Origin of the sequence: Leifsonia sp. 563 (genome assembly GCF_040545055.1) — a bacterium.
Taxonomy (GTDB): Bacteria; Actinomycetota; Actinomycetes; order Actinomycetales; family Microbacteriaceae; genus Leifsonia.
The window spans coordinates 1-20,467 of record NZ_JBEPLE010000007.1 but is presented as its reverse complement, the minus strand read 5'-3'; the positions used below and the strand labels follow the sequence as shown (position 1 = coordinate 20,467).

Here is a 20,467-nt window from a genome sequence, read left to right as displayed (position 1 = left end):
CGGCGCGGACGGCGTGTTGCGTCAACCAGAGTGCACGGGAGACAGGGGTCAGTCGTTGTCGCCGCCGGTCGTGTCGAAACGGGTGGTGCGCTCGCCGCCGGCCCACGTCCACTCGGCGACCTCCGGGATGTCCTCCCCGTGCTCGCGCGTGTACTGCCGGGCGCGCAGGCGGGCGTCCTGCATCTCCTGCCGCAGCTCCGCCTCGCGCGTCGCCAGACCGGGGACGCGGTCGATCACGTCGATCACCAGGTGGTAGCGGTCGAGGTCGTTGAGCATCACCATGTCGAACGGCGTCGTCGTGGTGCCCTCCTCCTTGTAGCCGCGCACGTGGAGGTTGTCGTGGCCGTTGCGACGGTAGGTGAGGCGGTGGATGAGCCACGGATAGCCGTGGTACGCGAAGATCACCGGCTTGTCGGCCGTGAACAGCGCATCGTACTCGCGGTCGTTGAGGCCGTGCGGGTGCTCCCCTTCGCTCTGCAGCCGCATCAGGTCGACGACGTTGACCACGCGCACCTTGAGGTCCGGCAGGCGGCGGCGCAGGATGTCGGCCGCCGCGAGCGTCTCCAGTGTCGGGATGTCGCCCGCGCAGCCGAGCACCACATCCGGCTCTTCGCCCTCCACCTCGGTGCCGGCCCACGGGAAGATGCCGATGCCGCGCGTGCAGTGCGCGATGGCCTCCTCCATCGTCAGCCAGTTCGGCGCGGGCTGCTTGCCCGCGACCACGACGTTGACGTAATCGACCGAGCGCAGGCAGTGGTCGTACGTCGACAGCAGCGTGTTCGCGTCGAACGGCAGGTACACGCGCACGACGTCGGCCTTCTTGTTGACGACGTGGTCGATGAATCCCGGGTCCTGGTGGGAGGCGCCGTTGTGATCCTGCCGCCAGACGTGCGAGCTGAGCAGGTAGTTGAGGGAGGCCACCGGCCGCCGCCACGACACCTCGCCCGCCGACTTCAGCCACTTGGCGTGCTGGTTGAACATCGAGTCGACAATGTGGATGAACGCCTCGTACGACGTGAAGACGCCATGGCGGCCGGTCAGGAGGTAGCCCTCCAGCCAGCCCTGGCACTGGTGCTCGCTCAGCACCTCCATCGCCCTGCCGGTCGGCGCGAGGTGGTTGTCGTCGTCGATCGGCAGGTACCCGGCGTTCCACTGCTTGCTGGTCGTGTCGAAGACCGCCTGGAGCCGGTTGGAGGCGATCTCGTCCGGGCCGAACAGCCGGAAGTCGTGCGGGTTGGCGATCATCACATCCCGCAGCCACTCGCCGAGCACGCGCGTCGCCTCGGCCACGGTCTCGCCGGGCTGCGGCACGTCGACCGCGTAGTCGCGGAAGTCGGGCAGCCGCAGGTCGCGGCGCAGCAGGCCGCCGTTCGCGACCGGGTTTGCACTCATCCGCCGCTCGCCCTCCGGCGCGAGGCCGGTGATCAGCTCGACCGGGCGTCCCTGCTCGTCGAACAGCTCCTGCGGACGGTAGGAGGCCATCCAGTTCTCCAGCAGGCGCGTGTGCGCCTCGGTGTCGCGCGCGTTGGCGAGCGGGACCTGATGCGAGCGCCAGTTGTTCTCGGCAGGGTGCCCGTCGATCTCGGCGGGGCAGGTCCATCCCTTCGGGGTGCGGAGGATCAGCATCGGCCAGGCGGGGCGCCCGTCCAGCTCGTCGGCATCCGCGTCCGCCTTGATCTGAGCGATGCGGTCGAGTATCTCGTCCAGCGTCGCCGCCATCCGCTTGTGCACCTCGCGCGGGTCTTCGCCGTCGAACCCGCCCGAGACGATGTACGGCGTGTAGCCGTAGCCGCGCATGAGGTCGAGCAGCTCGGACTCGGGGATGCGGGCGAGCACCGTCGGGTTGGCGATCTTGTAGCCGTTGAGGTGCAGGATCGGCAGCACGACGCCGTCCTGCTTCGGGTTGAGGAACTTGTTCGAGTGCCACGCGGTGGCGAGCGGGCCGGTCTCGGCCTCGCCGTCGCCGACGACCGCCGCGACCAGCAGGTCGGGATTGTCGAAGGCTGCGCCATACGCGTGCGACAGCGCGTAGCCGAGCTCGCCGCCCTCGTGGATGGAGCCGGGCGTCTGCGGCGCTGCATGGCTCGGGATGCCGCCCGGGAACGAGAACTGGCGGAACAGTCGCCGCAGGCCGTCCTCGCTCTGGTCGATGGCGCTGTACAGCTCGCTGTAGGTGCCGTCGAGGTAGGCGCCGGCCACGACGCCCGGTCCGCCATGGCCGGGGCCGGCGACGAAGAGCGTGTTCAGGTCGCGCTCCCGGATCACCCGGTTGAGGTGCGCGTAGATGAAGTTGAGACCGGGCGTCGTACCCCAGTGGCCGAGCAGCCGCGGCTTGATGTCGTCGCGCGAGAGCGGGCGCCGCAGCAGCGGGTTGTCGAGCAGGTAGATCTGCCCGACCGAGAGGTAGTTCGCCGCGCGCCACCAGGCGTCGATGCGGTCGAGCGTCTCCTCGCTGAGGTGGTGGACGCGCTGGTCGGTGGGCCGGTGGGACGCAGTGGTGGTCTCGGTCAACGGGTGCTCCCTGCTCGGTGACGTGTCCCGCGCGCGGAGGGGCCCGGCGCAGGGTGGGCTCCTCGCGCATCCTACGGCCGGTCCGCTCCGAAGAACAGGAGTGGAACAGACGATGGTGGAGACGGATGCCGGGCCGGTGACGGTGCACAGAACGGCGCGTGAATCCGCGGTGGCGACCATCCTGCTGCACGGGGCGGCGGGATCGTGGACGACGTGGAAGCCGATGGTCGCCGCGGCCGCGGCTGCACGCGGCTCGGCCGTCCCGGATCTGATCGTCCCCGATCTTCCGGGCTGGGGCGACTCCCCCGCCGAGGTGGCGTCGCTCGACGCCGCTGTGCTCGCGTCGAGCGTCGCGACCGTCGCCCGGACGCTCGGGTACGAGCGCTGGCGCGTGGTCGGGCACTCGCTCGGCGGGTTCGTCGCGCTCGAGCTCGCGGTGCGTGAGCCGATCGCTACGGAGTCGGTGGTGCTGGTGTCGGCCACGACGTTCGGCGGGCAGGCGGATCGGCGCGGCACCGCATCCCTGCTGTACCGGCACGCACCCCTGATGCTGCTGCTCGGCGGGATGCGCGTGCTGGCCGCGCTCGGACCGGCCGGGCTCCGACTGGTGCGGGGGCTGGAGCGGATGCGGTTGCTGCCGCTGCTCATCGCCCCGTTGTTCTCGTCGCCCGTCCCCGGCTCCGCCCGCGAGCTCGCGCGGGATCTACGGCCTGCCGCGTTCGTGCGCGCGGTCGCGTGCGCGCGGCGGTACCCGGCGGCCGAGCGCTGGGCGCGCATCCGGTGCCCGGTGCTCTCCCTGCACGGCGACCGGGACGTCTTCGTCACGGCGGCGGACGACGCCGGGCTCGCGGCCATCGTCCCGGGGCTGCGCACGCGCATCCTCCCCGCCACCGGGCATTTCGCGCATGTGGAGCATCCCTCGCTCCTCGCGACGCTCGGCCTGGGCGTGGCCGGTGAGGCAGGCGGCGACGAACCGCCCCTGGCCCGTGTCACCCGTGCGCGCTAGCGTCGAAGCATGAGCGACACCGTGGTCCGTCCCGTCGACGACGCCGTGTGGGGCGATCTGGAGACCGTGTTCAGTACACCGGGAGACCCATCGGGATGCTGGTGCCAGTGGTTCAAGGTGCCGCGGTCGCAGAACGACCGGCTCTCGGTCGACGAGCGGCGGGAGCTGCTGCACGACCAGGTGCGGGAGGGCTCCCCCGGGGTGATCGGCTGGATCGACGGCGAGCCCGCCGGCTGGGCGGCCGTTGAGCCGTATTCCGCGTATCCGACGCTCGCGCGCTCCCCCATCACCAAGCGGCGGGAGGGCGATCCGGCCGACCCATGGGCGGTCACCTGCTTCGTGGTCCGCTCGGAGTTCCGCCGTCAGGGCGTCGCCCGGATGCTGCTGGACGGCGCGGTGGAGCATGCCCGAGCCCAGGGCGCCGAGTCGGTCGAGGGGTACCCGGTCGACACGGAAGTGCGTCCGTCGCTGTCGGCAGCGGAGCGCTATCACGGCACCGTCTCGCTGTTCCTCGACGGCGGGTTCGAGGTGGTGCGCCGTCCGAGCGCGACGCGCGCCATCATGCGCCGGGCGGTCTGAGCTCCGCCGGCCGGTAAGCTCGACCGGGTGAGCTCCACCCGTCGCGACCGCCTCGTCGGCGCGGGTACCCAAGTGGCGACGGAAGTGAGCATCAACTACGGCTCGGCGCTGGCCGGCCTCCTCATCCCGATCGTCGGATCCGTCGTCGTCGTCGCAGCACGGCAGGTCGTGACGGCAGCGGCCGTGCTGCCGTTCTACCGGCCGCGCCGCGCGGAACTGACCTGGCGGCGGCTCTGGCCGGCCCTCGCGCTGGGTGTGGTGCTCGCCGCCATGAACCTCAGCTTCTACGAGGCTGTTGGGCGACTCGGGCTCGGCATCGCCGCCACCATCGAGTTCCTGGGCCCGTTCGCCCTCGCGCTGGCCGGATCCCGTCGCCTGCTGGATGCGGGATGCGCGGTGGCCGCAGCCGCGGGCGTCCTGCTCCTCACGGCGACCGAGGGGACGGTCGACCCTCTCGGGGTCGCTCTCGCCCTGACCGCAGCGGCCGCCTGGGCGGCCTACATCCTGCTCACCCGTCAGGTCGCGATGCGGCTGCCGGGCCTGGAAGGCCTCAGCGTGGCGAGCATCGTCTCCACAGTATTGACCGTGCCCATCGCGCTCGTCGTCATCGACTACAGCCGGGTGGATGCGCGGGTGCTGCTCCTCCTGCTGGCGCTCGGCGTGCTGTCGTCGGCCGTCCCGTACAGCCTGGACACCTTCATCCTGCGCCGGATCACACCGCGGCTGTACGCCGTCATCACAAGTTTCGGGCCGGTGGTCGCCACCGTGTTCGGGGTCATCGTGCTGGGCGAGCACTTCACGCTCATCCAGCTGGTCGGCATCGTGGTGGTGTGCCTCGCGGCCGGGATCACCATAGCGACGCAGCGCGACCATCCCCGCTCCGAGCTGGAGCAGACTGCCGAGTCCGTGCCCTGACCCGCGCCCGCTGTGGGGCGCGACACGCCGTTATGCGCGCCGCATAACGGCGTGTTGCGCCCCACGGATCAGCTGAGGATGTCCTTCGTGGTGAAGCGGCCGACCGCCAGCGCCCCGAAGACGACGATGTAGCCGAGCTGCAGCAGCGCGTTGTCGCCGAACGAGTCCCACGAGATCGGATCGCGGAGGAAGTCGCCGAACCCCAGCCAATAGTGGCTGAACAACCAGGGGTGGAGTCCCTCGAGCTGCGGCAGCTGGTCGAGCACCTGCGAGACGACCGCCAGGACGGCGGTCGCGGCCATGGCGCCGACCGGGACGTCGGTGAGCGTCGACAGGAACAGCCCGATCGCGCAGAGCCCGAGCAGCGACACCACGATGTAGAGGGCGATGAGCAGCAGGCGGAAGTACGCCTCCCCCATGCTCACTTGGATCCCGGACAGCAGAGTGACCGGGCCGATCGGGAAGAGCAGCATGCCGATCAGTGCTCCGGCCAGCCCGACGACCAGGGCGGCCGCGATGCAGAACACGGCGCTCCCGGCGTACTTGACCGCGAGCAGCCGGAGCCGCCCGGCCGGCGCGATGACGAGGTAGCGGAGGGTACCGTGGCTCGCCTCGCCCGCGATCGTGTCACCGGCGACGACGCCGATCGTCAACGGAAGGAACAGCGGGACGCACACCACGAGGGCGGTGAACGCGACGAACAGCCCATTTGAGGTGATCTCACTCAGGAAGGCCGGACCGCGCGAACTGCCGCCGGTGACCCGCACCGCGATGGCGATCAACAGCGGGATGGCCGCGAGAGCACCCAGCATCGCCCAGGTGCGCCAGCGCCGGAACATGACCGAGATCTCCGATCCCAGCAGCGCCCATCCCCCGCTCGGACGCTCACGACGTTCCGCGACGCCGCCCGCCGGGCGCGTGACGGACGGCTGGATCGCCTGCTCGGTGCCGACCTGGTCGGTGCGGGGCGCCGCACTCGGCAGCTCACTGCTCGACATCGAATCCCTCCCCCGTGAGCTCCACGAAACGCTCCTCCAGGCTGGAGGAGCGCACGGCGAATCCACGCAGCCGCACTCCGTCGCCGACCAGCGCCGCCGACAGCTCTTCGGCCGCCGGAGCAGCGTCGCCCAGGGACGCCTCGACTCCGTTGCCCGTCACCACGGGGTCCAGACCGAGCCGGCTCAGCACACCGACTGCCTGTGCCGCATCCGGCGTCTCGACCGCCACTCGCGGACCGGACGCGCTCCGGAGCTCGTCGAGCGACCCCTGCGCGACCAGCCGACCGGTGCGCATGATCGCCGCGTGCGTGCAGACCTGCTCGATCTCGGCCAGCAGGTGACTGGAGACGAACACGGTCGTCCCCTCGTCGGCGAGCGACCGCACCAGCGCGCGCACCTCGCGGGTGCCCTGCGGGTCCAGCCCGTTCGTCGGCTCGTCGAGCACCAGGAGGTCGCGGTCGGTCAGGAGTGCGCCCGCGATCCCGAGGCGCTGCTTCATCCCGAGCGAGTAGGCGCGGACATGCTTGCCGGCCGCGTGCGACAGGCCGACGCGTTCGAGCGCAGCCTCCACCCGCGCGCGGCGGGTGGCGCCCGGAGCGTAGCGATCGGCGGTGTCGCGCCTCATCAGGTTCGCTGTGCCCGAGAGGTATGGCGCGAACGCCGGCCCCTCGACCAGCGCACCGACCCGCGGGAGCACGCGTGCGCCGCGGTCGGGCATCGCCTCCCCCAGCACTCGGATCGAGCCGGCGGACGGGGAGACGAGGCCGAGCAGCATCCGGATGGTCGTGGTCTTGCCCGACCCGTTCGGACCGAGGAAGCCGAACACCGAACCGCGCGGAACGTTCAGGTCGAGGCCGTCGACGACCGCCCGCGACCGGAAGCGCTTCGTGAGCCCGCTGGTCGCGATCGCCGCGTCGGTCACTGCGCGGTCGCCTGCGCCGCCGCGGTCTGCAGAGCCGAGACCGGGACGGATCCGGCCAGGACACGGCCGTCCGCGGTGATGAGCACCGACACCAGCGAGGAGCTCAGCGCCCGGCCTCCGTCGACCGGCTGGGTCAGCTGCTGGAACAGCGGGTCGTCGGCCACCCCGGCCGGCGCGGAGCCGGCGGGCAGGGAGACGACGGTCGCCCAACCCTCGCCCGAGACGGCGGGCTTCGGGTGCGAGCCCGCGGCATCCTTGAACTGGTCACCGGTCGGCAGCTTCTGCTCGGACACGCTCGCACCCTGAGGCGGCGTGAACGAGAAGACACCGGCATCCGGCTTCTGGTCGCTGAACGCGGTGAAGCCGGCCTCGAAGGCGGGCGCGCTCGCGCCACGGGCGGTGACGGCGACCTTCAGCGGGATGCCGGTCTTGCCGTCGACCGCGATGGAGACGGTGCCGATGAGGGTGGCGTCGGTGCGCGGGGTCAGCACGAGGTCGTATGCATCGCGTCCGGCCACCTTCGTCTCGTCGCCGAGGGTCACCTTCGTGGACGGGTCGACCGCCGCGAGGAAACGCTGCGCCAGCTGCGACGGCGTCAGGGCCGTGGCGTCCGGCGTCGGCGTTGACTTCGCGTCGGAGTCCGGGAGGGTCGCGTGAGCGACCTTCTTGCCGTTGGACTCGTACAGCCAGAGGTCGTCGCCGTTGCGGATCGCATCCCGCTCGGCCAGCTTGTCGAGCACCTGGACGCGCACGTGCGTCGGGCCGTCGACCCACACCTTCGCTGTGTGGTCGGCGAGAGCCAGTTCGAGCAGGCTCGCGGCATCGCCGTCGTCCATGCCCTTCGACGTGGTCGCGGGGAGCTCGGGAAGTCCGAGCTCGGAGCTCTGCTCGACCGTGCCGGAGAACGACCGCGTGTCGCTCGCTGCGACCAGCCGCAGCACGTCGGAGGGCGACTTCACGGGGAGGTCCGACGCTCCGGCGGCGAGGGGCGAGACGATGACGGCGGCGGCGATCGCCACGGGGGCGACGACGGCGGGCGCCCAGCGCATCCAACGGTGTTCCATAGCCCGAGGATACGCGCGCCGGAGCGCCCCCGACCCTCCGGATTGGCTGGCAAAGCCGGACTTCATCCCCCGGTCGTACCCCGCGTCATCCCTGAGGACGACGTCCGGATACCCGGCCCGGTCGTCCCGCTCAGAACCGCCTGTCGACGGAAACGGAGGACGCGGTCAGGGCCGGCCCTCCGATCCCCTCCGTTCCCGTTCTATCCTCGGCGTGCCGCGCCGGATCGCCTCCCTTTCCGGCCGCCTCCGAGACGCCGAATGGACGCGTCCCATCCCCTCGCACGGCGGTGGAAAGGGAGGAGAAGCCGACTCGACGCGCCGCAGAATGCGTGAAAGGGAGGTGGATGCGGGCGCGACGGCTCGGAAGTCCTCCGAACCCGCGCCGCCACCCGGCGGGAGTGCGCGCATCGAGCGACACAGCCCGGGGACGCAGAAGGGCCCCGCCGAAGCGGGGCCCTTCCGACCGGTGCTACAGGACGTCGCCGACCCGGTGCACGCGGATGTCGTTGGTGGTTCCGGGGATCCCGGGAGGGGAACCGGAGATGATGATCACCTTGTCGCCGTCGACGGCGCGGCCGGTCGACTTGAGGGCCTCATCCACCTGCGCGACCATCTGGTCGGTGTGGGTGACGCGGCCGACGACGAACGACTCGACTCCCCAGAACAGCGACATGCGGCGGCGAACCGACTCCTCCGGCGTGAACGCCAGGATCGGGATCTTGTTGCGCAGACGCGCCATGCGGCGGGCGGACTCGCCCGACTCGGTGAAGACGCAGAGGAACTTCGCCTCGACGAAGTCGGCGACCTCGACCGCGGCGAGCGTGATCGCGCCCGACTGGGTGCGGGGCCGGGTGCCGAGCGGCTGGATGCGGTCCAGACCGTGCTCCTCGGTGGAGGTGACGATGCGCGACATGGTCTGCACGGTGACCGTCGGGTATTCGCCGACGCTGGTCTCGCCCGAGAGCATGACCGCGTCCGCGCCGTCGAGGACGGCGTTGGCGACGTCCGAGGTCTCTGCGCGGGTCGGCACCGGGCTCGAGATCATCGACTCCAGCATCTGCGTCGCGACGATGACCGGCTTCGCCGCACGGCGGGCCAGCTCGACGGCGCGCTTCTGCACGATCGGCACGGCCTCGAGCGGCAGCTCGACGCCCAGGTCGCCACGGGCGACCATGATGGCGTCGAACGCCTCGATGATCTCCTCCAGCGCGTCCACGGCCTGCGGCTTCTCGATCTTCGCGACGACGGGGACCTTACGGCCCTCCTCCGCCATGATCTCGTGCACGCGCTCGATGTCCCTGGCGTTCCGGACGAACGAGAGGGCGATCAGGTCGGCGCCGAGCTTGAGGCCCCAGCGCAGGTCGGCCTCGTCCTTGTCGGACAGCGCCGGGACGTTCACGGCGACGCCCGGCAGGTTGATGCCCTTGTTGTTGGAGACGGGACCGGCGACGATCACCTCGGTCGTGACGACCGGGCCGTCGACCGCGACGACGCGCACGCGCACCTTGCCGTCGTCGATGAGCAGGTAGTCACCCGGCTTGACGTCGTTGGGCAGGCCCTTGAACGTCGTCGAGGAGATCTCCTTGGTGCCGATGATGTCCTCGGTGGTGATCTTGAAGATGTCGCCCTCGGCGAGCTCGTAGGGGCCCGCCTCGAACTTGCCGAGGCGGATCTTGGGGCCCTGGAGGTCGACGAGGACGGCGACCGGCTTCCCGGCGTCGTCGGCGGCCTTGCGCACGTTGGCGTAGACCCCCTCGTGCACCTCGTAGCTGCCGTGGCTCAGGTTCATGCGGGCCACGTCCACACCCGCGTCGATGATCGCGCGGATGTTGTCGTAGCTGGAGGTCGCCGGCCCGAGGGTCGCGACGATTTTGGCCCTTCTCATGCTTTTCTGTTCGCTCCGTGATTCTGCGCCGACGGCGCGTGATTTCTTGGTGGCGCCCGGTCGTGCGGGCATCGCCTCGCTCAGACGAGGATGCCGCGGTCGGTGGGACGGATCGGAGACGGCAACTGCGTCTCCCCTTCAAGATACCGGTCAACAGCGGCCGCCGCTGCCCGGCCCTCTGCGATAGCCCACACGATCAGGGACTGACCGCGGCCGGCGTCGCCGGCGACGAACACGCCCTCCTGCTCCGTCTGGTAGTCGGAATCACGCGCGACGTTGCCGCGGCCGTCGAACGGCAGACCCAGCTGCGAGGACAGGTCCTGCTGCTCCGGGCCGGTGAATCCGAGGGCCAGCAGCACCAGGTCCGCCGGGATCTCGCGCTCGGTTCCAGCCTTCGGCACCCGGCGTCCGTCGAGGAACTCGGTCTCGGCCACGCGCAGGGCGCGCACCTCGCCGAACTCGTTGGAGAGGAACTCGACGGTCGACGCGAGGTACTCGCGCTTCCCGCCCTCCTCGTGGGCGGACTGGACCTCGAACAGCGTCGGCGTGGTCGGCCACGGCTGGTGGTCCGGACGCTCCGACGGCGGCTGCTTGCCGATGGCGAGGTTGGTGACGCTCGCGGCGCCCTGACGGTGGGCGGTGCCGATGCAGTCCGCACCGGTGTCGCCGCCGCCGAGGACGATGACATGCTTGCCGTCCGCTGTGATCTGGTCGGCGATCTGGTCTCCCGCGCCCGCCTTGTTCTGCTGCACCAGGTACTCCATGGCGAAGTGCACACCGGAGAGCTCACGGCCCGGGATGGGCAGGTCTCGCGGCACCATGGCGCCGGTCGCGACGACGACCGCGTCGTACCGGGCGCGCAGGTCGTCCCAGCTGATGTCCGTGCCGATGTCGACACCGGCGCGGAAACGCGTGCCCTCGGCCATCATCTGGTTGAGACGCGCCTCCAGGTGCTTCTTCTCCATCTTGAAGTCCGGGATGCCGTAGCGCAGCAGGCCGCCGATGCGGTCGTCCCGCTCGTACACGGCGACCGTGTGGCCGGCGCGCGTCAGCTGCTGGGCGGCGGCGAGGCCGGCAGGGCCGGAGCCGACGACGGCGACCGTCTTGCCGGTGAGGCGCTCCGGCGGCTGCGGCTGCACCCAGCCGTGCTGCCACGCCTGGTCGATGATCGAGACCTCGACCTGCTTGATCGTGACGGCCGGCTGGTTGATGCCGAGCACGCAGGACGACTCGCACGGCGCCGGGCACAGCCGCCCGGTGAACTCCGGGAAGTTGTTCGTCGCGTGGAGGCGCTCGATCGCCTGGCGGCCCTCGCCGCGCCACATGAGGTCGTTCCACTCGGGGATGAGGTTGCCGAGCGGGCAGCCCGAGTGGCAGAACGGCACGCCGCAGTCCATGCAGCGGCCGGCCTGGCGGCGCAGCTGCGCCGGGTCCTGGGCTTCGTAGACCTCTTTCCAGTCCATGAGCCGAACCGAGACGGGGCGGCGCTTGGGCAGCTCCCGCTCGGTCACCTTCAAAAAGCCCTTTGGGTCAGCCACCGGTCACCTCCAGAATTCTGTTCCACACGATGTCGCCGTCGGGGTCGAGACCCTCGTCAACGGCCTCTTGGCGCATCTGCATCACCGCGGCGTAGTCCCGCGGCAGCACCTTGACGAACTTCGCGACGGTCTCGTCGAAGTCCTCCAGCATCCGGGCGGCGAGCTCGGAGCCCGTCTCGGCGGCGTGCTGTTCGAGCAGGTCGCGCACGATCTCGATGTCCGCGCTCCCGAGAGGCAGGAGCTCGAGCTCGCCGGTCGCGAGCGAGTCGCGGTTGACCCGCTCCGGCTTCAGGTCGTACACGTACGCGGTGCCACCGGACATGCCGGCGCCGAGGTTGCGCCCGGTGCCGCCGAGGATCACGGCGAGTCCGCCGGTCATGTACTCGAGCGCGTGGTCGCCCACGCCTTCGACGACCGCGGTCGCACCGGAGTTGCGCACCAGGAAGCGCTCGCCCACGATCCCGCGGATGAACATGCTGCCCTGCGTCGCGCCGTAGCCGATCACGTTGCCGGCGATCACGTTCCGCTCGGCGGCGAACACGCTGTCGCGCGGGGGCTTCACGACGATCTGGCCGCCGGAGAGTCCCTTGCCGACGTAGTCGTTGGAGTCGCCCTCCAGCCGCAGGGTGATGCCCGCGGGGAGGAACGCGCCGAGCGACTGGCCGGCCGAACCGGTGAGCGTGATGTCGATGGAGCCGGCGGGGAGGCCGTTCTCGCCGTGGCGGACGGTCACCTCGTGGCCGAGCATCGTGCCGACGGCCCGCTCCGTGTTGCGGATCGGAAGGCTCAGCTCGATGCGGCCCCCGTTCTCCAGCACGTCGCGCGCCGCGTCGATCAGCTGCACGTCGAAGTGGTGCTCCAGCTCGTGGTCCTGCGCCCGGCCGTTGCGCCGAGGAGCCTCCGGGCCGAAGGCCGGACCGTGCAGGATGGGCGCGAGGTCGAGACCGGACGCCTTCCAGTGGTCGATGGCGCGGTCGACGTCGAGCAGCTCTGCGTGACCGATCGCCTCCTCAAGGGTGCGGAAGCCGAGGGCCGCGAGGTACTCGCGCACCTCTTCCGCGATGAACTCGAAGAAGTTGACGACGAACTCGGGCTTGCCCGAGAACCGCGCGCGCAGCTCCGGGTTCTGCGTCGCGACGCCGACCGGGCAGGTGTCCAGGTGGCAGACGCGCATCATGACGCAGCCGGAGACGACCAGCGGCGCGGTCGCGAAGCCGAACTCCTCGGCTCCGAGCAGCGCGCCGACGATGACGTCGCGGCCAGTCTTCAGCTGGCCGTCGACCTGAACGACGACGCGCTCGCGCATCCCGTTCAGCATCAGGGTCTGTTGCGTCTCGGCGAGCCCCAGCTCCCACGGCGTCCCCGCGTGCTTCAGCGAGTTGACCGGGGATGCGCCGGTGCCGCCATCATGGCCCGAGACCAGGATGACGTCGGCCAGCGCCTTGGCGGTGCCGGCCGCGACCGCGCCGATGCCCGACTCGGAGACGAGCTTGACGTGGACGCGGGCGCCCGGGTTGGCGCGCTTCAGGTCGAAGATCAGCTGCTTGAGGTCTTCGATCGAGTAGATGTCGTGGTGCGGCGGCGGCGAGATGAGGCCGACACCGGCGGTCGCGTGACGGGTGCGAGCCACCCACGGGTACACCTTGGTCGGCGGCAGCTGCCCGCCCTCGCCGGGCTTCGCACCCTGCGCCAGTTTGATCTGGATGTCGTCGGCGTGCGTCAGGTACATCGACGTCACACCGAAGCGGCCGGAGGCGACCTGCTTGATGGCGCTGCGACGCTCCGGGTCGAGCAGACGGTCGAGGTCTTCCCCGCCCTCACCGGTGTTCGACTTGGCGCCGAGCCGGTTCATGGCGATCGCGAGCGTCTCGTGCGCCTCCTTGGAGATGGAGCCGTAGCTCATCGCACCCGTGGAGAACCGCTTGACGATGGACGAGACGGGCTCGACCTCCTCCAGCGGCACCGGCGGACGCTCGCCCTCCTTGAGCGAGAACATCCCGCGCAGGGTCATCAGCGACTCGGACTGGTCGTCGACGAGCTTCGTGTACTCGCGGAACACGTCGTACCGCCGCGTGCGCGTGGAGTGCTGCAGGCGGAAGACCGTCTCCGGGTTGAAGAGGTGCGGAGATCCGTCGCGGCGCCACTGGTACTCGCCGCCGGTCGCGAGGCGCTCGTGCGCGAGCGCGGCGCCCTCGGCGGGGTACGCGCTCTCGTGGCGGGCGAGGTTCTCGGCCGCGATGACGTCGATCCCGACGCCGCCCAGCTTGCTCGTCGTTCCGGTGAAGTACTGGTCGACGAACTCCTGGCTGAGCCCGACGGCCTCGAACGCCTGAGCGCCCGCGTAGGAGGACACCGTCGAGATGCCCATCTTCGACATGATCTTCAGCACGCCCTTGCCGAGCGCCTTGATGACGTTCTTGACCGCCTTCTCGGGGCTGACGCCGGTGATCATCCCGCTGCGGACGAGCTCCTCGCAGGTCTCCATCGCCAGGTACGGGTTGATCGCCGAGGCGCCGTACCCGATGAGCAGGGCGACGTGGTGCACCTCGCGCACATCCCCCGCCTCCACGATCAGGCCCACCTTCATGCGGGTCTCCGAGCGGATGAGGTGGTGGTGCACGGCGGCGAGCATCAGCAGCGACGGGATGGGCGCGAGGTCCTTCGTCGAGTCGCGGTCGCTGAGCACGATGAACTGCGCTCCGGCCGCGATGGCCTCGTCGACCTCGTCGCACATCTCGGCGAGACGGCGCTCCAGGGCGTCGGGGCCGGCGTCCGAGCGGTACAGGCCGCGCACGGTCGTGGTCAGCGTGCTGCCCGGCCGCGGGTCGATGTGCTGGATCTTCGCCAGCTCGTCGTTGTCGATCACCGGGAAGTCGAGCACGACCTGCTTGGCGTGCTCGGGGCCGGCCGACAGCAGGTTGCGCTCCGGGCCGAGACCGAGCTTCAGGGAGGTGACGACCTCCTCGCGGATCGAGTCGAGCGGCGGGTTGGTGACCTGCGCGAACTGCTGCGTGAAGTAGTCGAACAGCAGGCGCGGGCGCTCCGAGAGCACGGCGACGGGCGTGTCCGACCCCATGGCGCCGAGCGGCTCCGCGCCGGTGGTCGCCATCGGGCGGAGGAGGATGCGGACCTCCTCCTCTGTGTAGCCGAACGTCCGCTGGCGGCGCGTGATCGACGCCGGGGTGTGGACGATGTGCTCGCGCTCCGGGAGGTCCTTCAGGTTGATCCGGCCCTCGTCCAGCCACCCCTCGTAGGGAGCGCCGGCGGCGAGCTCGGACTTGATCTCCTCATCCTCGATGAGGCGGCCGCTGACCGTGTCGACCAGGAACATCCGGCCGGGACGCAGCCGGCCCTTCCGGACGACGCGGCTGGGCTCGAAGTCGAGCACGCCGATCTCGGAGGCGAGCACGACGAGTCCGTCGTTGGTGACGACGTACCGGCCGGGGCGCAGGCCGTTGCGGTCGAGCGTCGCGCCGACGACGGAGCCGTCGGTGAACACGATCGCGGCCGGGCCGTCCCACGGCTCCATGAGCATCGAGTGGTACTCGTAGAACGCGCGGCGGACCGGGTCGATCTCGGTCTGGTTCTCCCAGGCCTCCGGCACCATCATCATGACGGCGTGCGGGAGCGACCGGCCGCTCAGCGACAGCAGCTCCACGACCTCGTCGAAGGAGGCCGAGTCGGAGGCGCCGGGTGTGACGATCGGGAACACCGGCTTCAGGTCGCCGAGCAGCTCGTTCTCCAGCTGCGACTGGCGGGCGCGCATCCAGTTGCGGTTGCCCTGCACGGTGTTGATCTCGCCGTTGTGGGCGATCATCCGGAACGGCTGCGCGAGCGGCCACGACGGGAACGTGTTCGTCGAGTAGCGCGAGTGCACGAGGGCGAGCTTCGATGCGAAGCGCTCGTCGGAGAGGTCCGGGTAGAACGGCTCCAGCTGGAGCGTGGTGACCATGCCCTTGTAGACGAGCGTGCGGCTCGACAGCGACGAGAAGTACAGGTCGAGCTCCCGCTCGGCCCGCTTCCGCAGGAAGAAGGTCTGACGGTCGAGCGCGATGCCGGAGACGGCCTCGCCGTTCTCGTCGACGCGGGTGGACGCGACGTAGAGCTGTTCGATCACCGGCATGGCCTGGCGGGCGAGCGTGCCGAGCTCGTCCGGACGAACCGGGACGGACCGCCAGCCGAGGACGGTCAGCTCGTGCTCGGCCGCGATGGACTCGAGAGCCGCCTTGACCTCGGCACGCTCGTCCTGCGCGCTCGGCAGGAACGCGTTGCCCACCGCGTACCGGCCGGCGGCGGGCAGGTCGAAGCCCGCGACGGCGCGCAGGAAGGCGTCCGGCACCTGGGTGATGATGCCGGCGCCGTCACCGGTACCGGCGTCGGAGCCGACCGCGCCGCGGTGCTCGAGGTGACGCAGCGCCTCCAGCGCGGCGTCGATGATGTCGTGCCCGGCCGTGCCCCGGAGGGTCGCGACCATGGCGAGACCGCAGGCGTCCTTCTCGTGGGCAGGGTCGTACAGGCCCTGCGGGCCAGGCACGGTCCCGAAGCGGGAATGGGGAGGCGTGAGCGCCATCTGTCGACCGTCCTCACAGTGTCGTGGATGTGGGGATGTTGGGTGCAGGGACGCCATCGGCCCGGTGCTTATGAGTTCCGCCGCATCCTCCGGGCCGTGTGCGGCTCGGACTCGTGGAGCGGTCAGGTGCGTGGGATCGCCTCGACGGTTTCGTACTTCGAGCCGTCGGGTTTATCCGTTCGTGGGGCTTGTGGCCTTGGCCGAAGCGGACCCGGCAGGCACACCGTCTGCGTCGGCGGCGTCCTCGTCCTCCAGGTCCGTGTCGTCCGAGTCTACCTCAGCATCCGGGTTCACCCATTCACGACCCGGTCGGTACGGGCTGGGCTCGAGACCCGGGTGCCTGCTCGACTGGACGAAGAAGATGATGAGGCCCAGAACGACCGCGCCGAACGCGGCCCAGACATTGCTCGGGATGCCGAGGAACGTGAACTCGCTCGGGTCGATGCGGATCGACTCCAGGTAGGAGCGGCCGGCGCCGTACCAGATCAGGTAGACGGCGAACACCTTGCCCCACTGGAGGCGGAAGCGGCGCTGCAGCCAGACGATCACGAAGACGCCGATGATGTTCCAGATCATCTCGTACAGGAAGAGGGGCTGGAACAGCGTGCCGTCCGGGAGGCCGACCGGGATCGCCTTGTTGCCCGCGTCGATCTGCAGACCCCAGGGCAGGTCGGTCGGAAGACCGAAGAGCTCCTGGTTGAAGTAGTTGCCGAGGCGGCCGATGGCCTGCGCGAGCAGGAGCGCCGGTGCGAGGGCGTCCGCGAACGTCCAGAACCGCAGACCGGTCCAGCGGCAGCCGATGAGCACACCGATGGCGCCACCGATCAGCGCGCCGAAGATGGCGCCGCCGCCCTCCCAGATCGCCCAGATGCTGCCGGGCTCGAACGGGTTGAAGAGGTTGGCGCCCGGGTAGAAGAAGTCCTTCGGGTGGGTCGCGACGTGGTAGAACCGGGCGCCGACGATCCCGAGGGGCACGGCGCACAGCAGGATGTCGAGAACGACACCCGGCTCAGCGCCCTGCTTGGTGAGGCGGCGCGAGGTCCACATGGCGGCGACGACGATGCCGACCAGGATGATCAGCGCGTACATCTGGATGCGGTACGGCCAGAAAGGCAGCGGGATCTGCGCCCACTCGGGCCCAGGACTCGGGATGCTGGCCATCCAGCCGCTCATCGTCGCAAACACCCGATGACTCACCTTTCGTGTCGATCATGCCGCGGCGCGGAGAGGCGCGCGGCCACCATAGTCTAGAACGCCCGGCTAGGCCGCTGTGCCGCGGGCGAGCTCGGCCGCGACGCGACCGGCCTCCGCCACGCCGCCGTCGCCCAGCGCCTTCACGAGCGCCGAGCCGACGATCGCGCCGTCCGCGTACTCGAGCACCTCGGCCACCTGCGCGGCCGATGAGATGCCGAGTCCGACGCACGTGCTCGTCGCTCCCGCCTCGCGGAGACGGCCGACGAGCGTGCGCGCCGCCGCATCCACATCGGTGCGCGCGCCCGTGATGCCCATGGTCGAGACGGCGTAGACGAACCCGCGGCTCGCCTCCACCGCCTGCTTCAGGCGCGCGTCGGTCGAGCTGGGCGCGGCGAGGAACACGCGGTCGAGACCGACGCGGTCGGATGCGGCGAGCCAGTCGGCGCCCTCGTCCGGGATCAGATCGGGCGTGATGAGGCCTGCTCCCCCGGCCGCGGCGAGGTCGTCCGCGAAGCGGTCGACGCCGTACTGCAGCACAGGGTTCCAGTAGGTCATGACGAGCACGGGGATGTCGACCTGCGCGGTGATCTCACGGACGGCCGTGAAGCCGTCACGCAGGCGGAAGCCGGCGCTGAGCGCCTGCTGCGTCGCCGCCTGGATGACCGTGCCGTCCATCACGGGGTCGGAGTACGGAAGGCCGAGCTCGATGACGTCGACGCCGTTCTGCGCGAGCGCGACGGCCGCATCCACACTGGTCGCGAGGTCGGGGAAGCCGGCCGGGAGGTAGCCGATCAGCGCGCCCGATGCCTCGGTGTTGCGGCGGGCGATCGCGTCGGCGACGCGGCTCGTGACCACGCCGCTCACGACTGCACCGCGTCCGCGTCGATCAGGTCGAAGTACCGCCCGGCGGTCTCCATGTCCTTGTCGCCGCGGCCGCTGAGGTTCACCAGGATGATGCCCTCCGGCCCGAGCTCGCGCCCGAGCGCGATGGCGCCGGCCAGTGCGTGGGACGACTCGATGGCGGGGATGATGCCCTCGGTGCGGCTGAGCAGGCGCAGGGCGTCCATGGCGTCCGCGTCCGACACCGGCCGGTACTCGGCGCGGCCGATCTTCGCGAGCCAGGCGTGCTCCGGGCCGACACCCGGGTAGTCGAGGCCGGCGGAGATCGAGTGGGATTCGATGGTCTGGCCGTCCTCGTCCTGCAGCAGCATGGAGCGCGCGCCGTGCAGCACGCCGGGGCGGCCCTTGGTGATCGTCGCGGCGTGACGCGGGGTGTCCGCACCCTCGCCTCCCGCCTCGAAGCCGACCAGGCGCACATCCTCGTCGTCCAGGAAGGCATGGAAGATGCCCATCGCGTTCGAGCCTCCGCCGACGCACGCGACGACGGCGTTCGGCAGGCGGCCGGTGAGCTCCTGCATCTGCTCGCGCGCCTCCTCGCCGATGATCTTCTGGAGGTCGCGCACCATCGCCGGGAACGGGTGCGGGCCCGCGACCGTTCCGAAGATGTAGTTGGTGTGCTCGACGTTGGTCACCCAGTCGCGCATGGCGTCGTTGATGGCGTCCTTGAGCGTGCGCGAGCCCGTCTTGACGGCGACGACCTCGGCGCCGAGCAGACGCATCCGGGCGACGTTCAGCGCCTGGCGCTCCGTGTCGACCTCGCCCATGTAGATCGTGCATTCGAGCCCGAAGAGGGCGGCGGCGGTCGCGGTGGCGACGCCGTGCTGGCCCGCGCCGGTCTCGGCGATCACGCGGGTCTTGCCGATGCGCTTCGTCAGGATGGCCTGGCCCAGCACGTTGTTGATCTTGTGCGAGCCGGTGTGGTTGAGGTCCTCGCGCTTGAGGATGATGCGGGCGCCGCCTGCGTGCTCGGCGAACCGGGGCACCTCGGTGATGATCGACGGGCGGCCGGTGTAGCTGCGGTGGAGCTCATCCAGCTCGGCATGGAACGCGGGGTCGGCCTTCGCCTCCTCCCACGCCGCCGACAGCTCGTCGAGCGCTGCGACCAGCGACTCGGGGACGAACCGCCCGCCGAAGTCGCCGAAATACGGACCCTGCTCAGTGCGGAGGGACATCAGACTCCCAAGAACTCTTCGAGCGTCGCGACGGGGTCGCTCGTGACGAGCGCCTCGCCGACGAGCACCACATCGGCGCCCGCAGCTCGATAATGCGCGACATCGTCGGCCGTCTTCACAGCCGACTCCGCCACGCGGATGACGCCGGAGGGGATGCTGCCGGCCAGGCGGCCGAACAGGTCCCGATCCAGCTCGAACGTCGTCAGGTCGCGGGCGTTGACGCCCACGAGGCCCGCGCCTGTGTCGAGGGCGCGGCTCAGCTCGTCGGCCGAGTGCGCCTCCACCAGCGAGGTCATGCCCAGCTCGGTGATCAGCTCGTGCAGCTCGACGAGCCGCTTCTGGTCGAGCGCGGCGACGATCAGCAGCACCAGGTCGGCGCCCGCGGCGCGGGCCTCGAACACCTGGTACGGATCGGCGACGAACTCCTTGCGCAGTACCGGGATCGAGACGGCCTCGCGGACCGCCTCCAGGTCGGCGAGCGAGCCGTGGAAGCGGCGCTCCTCGGTGAGGACGCTGATCGCGCTGGCGCCGCCGGTCTCGTACGAGACCGCCAGGGCGGCGGGATCCGGGATGGCGGCGAGCGACCCGCGGGACGGGCTGGCGCGCTTCACCTCGGCGATGATCTTCACGCGCTCCGCCGGGGCGAGCGCGGTCAGCGCATCGAGTGCGGCGGGCCGGGCGAGCGCTGCGGCCTCCACCTCGGCGAGCGGACGCTCGTCGCGTCTCCGCTCAGCGTCCTCGAGCGCGCCGGCGACGAGGTCGGCGAGCACGGATCAGTGCCCCTTCGGGGTGTACTTGTCGCCGCCGACGCCGTACCCGGCGCGCTTCATGACCCAGCCGACGATGAGGCCGATCACCGCGAGACCCGCAGCCGCCCAGACGATGATGGGGGCGTCGAAGAAGAAGGCGATGGCGCCGATGGTGAACGCGACCAGCATGATGATCACGGCCGTCCACGCCGCCGGCGAGTGACCGTGGCCTGGCTCGACTGACTCGCTGCTCATGGGACTCCTGCACGTCGGGTGCGCGCCGCCCGGCGCGCACGGGAATTTGGAACGCACCCAGTCTAGTGGGCGCTCTCTTCCCCGCCGCCCTCCACGCGCCAGCCCCACCGTCGAGGCCCCCAAAAATTGGCCGGGTTGGGGGGGGGCGGGGGGGACAATTTGGGCCCACGCCGGGGGGGGGTGGGGGGCGGGGGGGGGGCCGGGCCGGG

The 20,467-nt window shown here is 70.6% G+C and carries 15 protein-coding genes; 3 read left to right on the top strand and 12 right to left on the bottom strand.

Annotated features, from left to right (window positions below; all coding sequences use genetic code 11):
• Positions 1–48: 48 nt before the first annotated feature.
• Entirely contained in the window at positions 49–2,511 is a 2,463-nt protein-coding gene (locus tag ABIC47_RS16780; RefSeq protein ID WP_354482183.1) for a phosphoketolase family protein, read from the bottom strand.
• A gap of 100 nt (positions 2,512–2,611) precedes the next feature.
• Here ABIC47_RS16780 and ABIC47_RS16775 point away from each other — a divergent pair, with 100 nt between their 5' ends.
• From ABIC47_RS16775 to ABIC47_RS16765, 3 genes are read left to right on the top strand one after another with little or no spacing between them, the layout of a single operon-like run.
• Positions 2,612–3,517 (top strand): alpha/beta fold hydrolase, encoded by a 906-nt coding sequence (locus ABIC47_RS16775; RefSeq protein WP_354482180.1) that lies wholly within the window; start codon positions 2,612–2,614, stop codon positions 3,515–3,517.
• 9 nt (positions 3,518–3,526) lie between these two features.
• Positions 3,527–4,096 (top strand): GNAT family N-acetyltransferase, encoded by a 570-nt coding sequence (locus tag ABIC47_RS16770; protein ID WP_354482177.1) that lies wholly within the window; start codon positions 3,527–3,529, stop codon positions 4,094–4,096.
• A gap of 27 nt (positions 4,097–4,123) precedes the next feature.
• Positions 4,124–5,011, top strand: coding sequence for an EamA family transporter (locus ABIC47_RS16765; RefSeq protein ID WP_089876087.1), 888 nt, complete (start codon positions 4,124–4,126; stop codon positions 5,009–5,011).
• 68 nt (positions 5,012–5,079) lie between these two features.
• Here the strand turns inward: ABIC47_RS16765 and ABIC47_RS16760 are convergent, their stop codons facing one another.
• From ABIC47_RS16760 to ABIC47_RS16710, 11 genes are all read right to left on the bottom strand, one after another.
• Complete coding sequence (locus ABIC47_RS16760) at positions 5,080–6,009, bottom strand: ABC transporter permease (RefSeq protein ID WP_354482173.1); 930 nt, start codon at positions 6,007–6,009, stop codon at positions 5,080–5,082.
• Complete coding sequence (locus ABIC47_RS16755; RefSeq protein WP_354482170.1) at positions 5,996–6,931, bottom strand: ABC transporter ATP-binding protein; 936 nt, start codon at positions 6,929–6,931, stop codon at positions 5,996–5,998. The genes ABIC47_RS16760 and ABIC47_RS16755 overlap by 14 nt, the downstream gene beginning before the upstream one ends.
• A complete protein-coding gene (locus tag ABIC47_RS16750; protein WP_354482645.1) occupies positions 6,928–7,980 on the bottom strand; it encodes a LolA family protein in 1,053 nt (350 codons plus the stop codon). Before ABIC47_RS16750 ends, ABIC47_RS16755 begins: the two co-directional genes overlap by 4 nt.
• Positions 7,981–8,464: 484 nt before the next feature.
• Entirely contained in the window at positions 8,465–9,880 is a 1,416-nt protein-coding gene (pyk, locus tag ABIC47_RS16745; protein ID WP_354482167.1) for a pyruvate kinase, read from the bottom strand.
• 80 nt (positions 9,881–9,960) lie between these two features.
• A complete protein-coding gene (locus tag ABIC47_RS16740; protein WP_020077509.1) occupies positions 9,961–11,418 on the bottom strand; it encodes a glutamate synthase subunit beta in 1,458 nt (485 codons plus the stop codon).
• On the bottom strand, positions 11,411–15,988 hold the full coding sequence (gene gltB / locus ABIC47_RS16735; RefSeq protein WP_354482163.1) for a glutamate synthase large subunit: 4,578 nt from the start codon (positions 15,986–15,988) through the stop codon (positions 11,411–11,413). Before gltB ends, ABIC47_RS16740 begins: the two co-directional genes overlap by 8 nt.
• A gap of 171 nt (positions 15,989–16,159) precedes the next feature.
• Positions 16,160–17,161 (bottom strand): prolipoprotein diacylglyceryl transferase, encoded by a 1,002-nt coding sequence (lgt, locus tag ABIC47_RS16730; protein WP_354482161.1) that lies wholly within the window; start codon positions 17,159–17,161, stop codon positions 16,160–16,162.
• Between the two features lie 87 nt (positions 17,162–17,248).
• Entirely contained in the window at positions 17,249–18,046 is a 798-nt protein-coding gene (gene trpA / locus ABIC47_RS16725) for a tryptophan synthase subunit alpha (RefSeq protein ID WP_354482158.1), read from the bottom strand.
• Positions 18,043–19,254: a tryptophan synthase subunit beta gene (gene trpB / locus ABIC47_RS16720; RefSeq protein WP_354482156.1), complete on the bottom strand. Its 1,212-nt coding sequence runs from the start codon at positions 19,252–19,254 to the stop codon at positions 18,043–18,045. Before trpB ends, trpA begins: the two co-directional genes overlap by 4 nt.
• Positions 19,254–20,024 (bottom strand): indole-3-glycerol phosphate synthase TrpC, encoded by a 771-nt coding sequence (trpC, locus tag ABIC47_RS16715; RefSeq protein WP_089876099.1) that lies wholly within the window; start codon positions 20,022–20,024, stop codon positions 19,254–19,256. Before trpC ends, trpB begins: the two co-directional genes overlap by 1 nt.
• A gap of 3 nt (positions 20,025–20,027) precedes the next feature.
• Positions 20,028–20,258, bottom strand: a complete 231-nt coding sequence (locus ABIC47_RS16710; protein WP_018191184.1) for a DUF6704 family protein — start codon at positions 20,256–20,258, stop codon at positions 20,028–20,030.
• Positions 20,259–20,467 lie beyond the last annotated feature (209 nt).

What these genes read in the sequence shown, in the direction of transcription:
- ABIC47_RS16770 (WP_354482177.1), top strand. Translation starts at nt 3,527, where the DNA reads ATGAGCGACACCGTGGTCCGTCCCGTCGACGACGCCGTGTGGGGCGAT.
- ABIC47_RS16760 (WP_354482173.1), bottom strand. Translation starts at nt 6,009, where the DNA reads ATGTCGAGCAGTGAGCTGCCGAGTGCGGCGCCCCGCACCGACCAGGTC.
- ABIC47_RS16750 (WP_354482645.1), bottom strand. Translation starts at nt 7,980, where the DNA reads ATGCGCTGGGCGCCCGCCGTCGTCGCCCCCGTGGCGATCGCCGCCGCC.
- pyk (WP_354482167.1), bottom strand. Translation starts at nt 9,880, where the DNA reads ATGAGAAGGGCCAAAATCGTCGCGACCCTCGGGCCGGCGACCTCCAGC.
- gltB (WP_354482163.1), bottom strand. Translation starts at nt 15,988, where the DNA reads ATGGCGCTCACGCCTCCCCATTCCCGCTTCGGGACCGTGCCTGGCCCG.
- lgt (WP_354482161.1), bottom strand. Translation starts at nt 17,161, where the DNA reads ATGAGCGGCTGGATGGCCAGCATCCCGAGTCCTGGGCCCGAGTGGGCG.
- trpB (WP_354482156.1), bottom strand. Translation starts at nt 19,254, where the DNA reads ATGTCCCTCCGCACTGAGCAGGGTCCGTATTTCGGCGACTTCGGCGGG.
- ABIC47_RS16710 (WP_018191184.1), bottom strand. Translation starts at nt 20,258, where the DNA reads ATGAGCAGCGAGTCAGTCGAGCCAGGCCACGGTCACTCGCCGGCGGCG.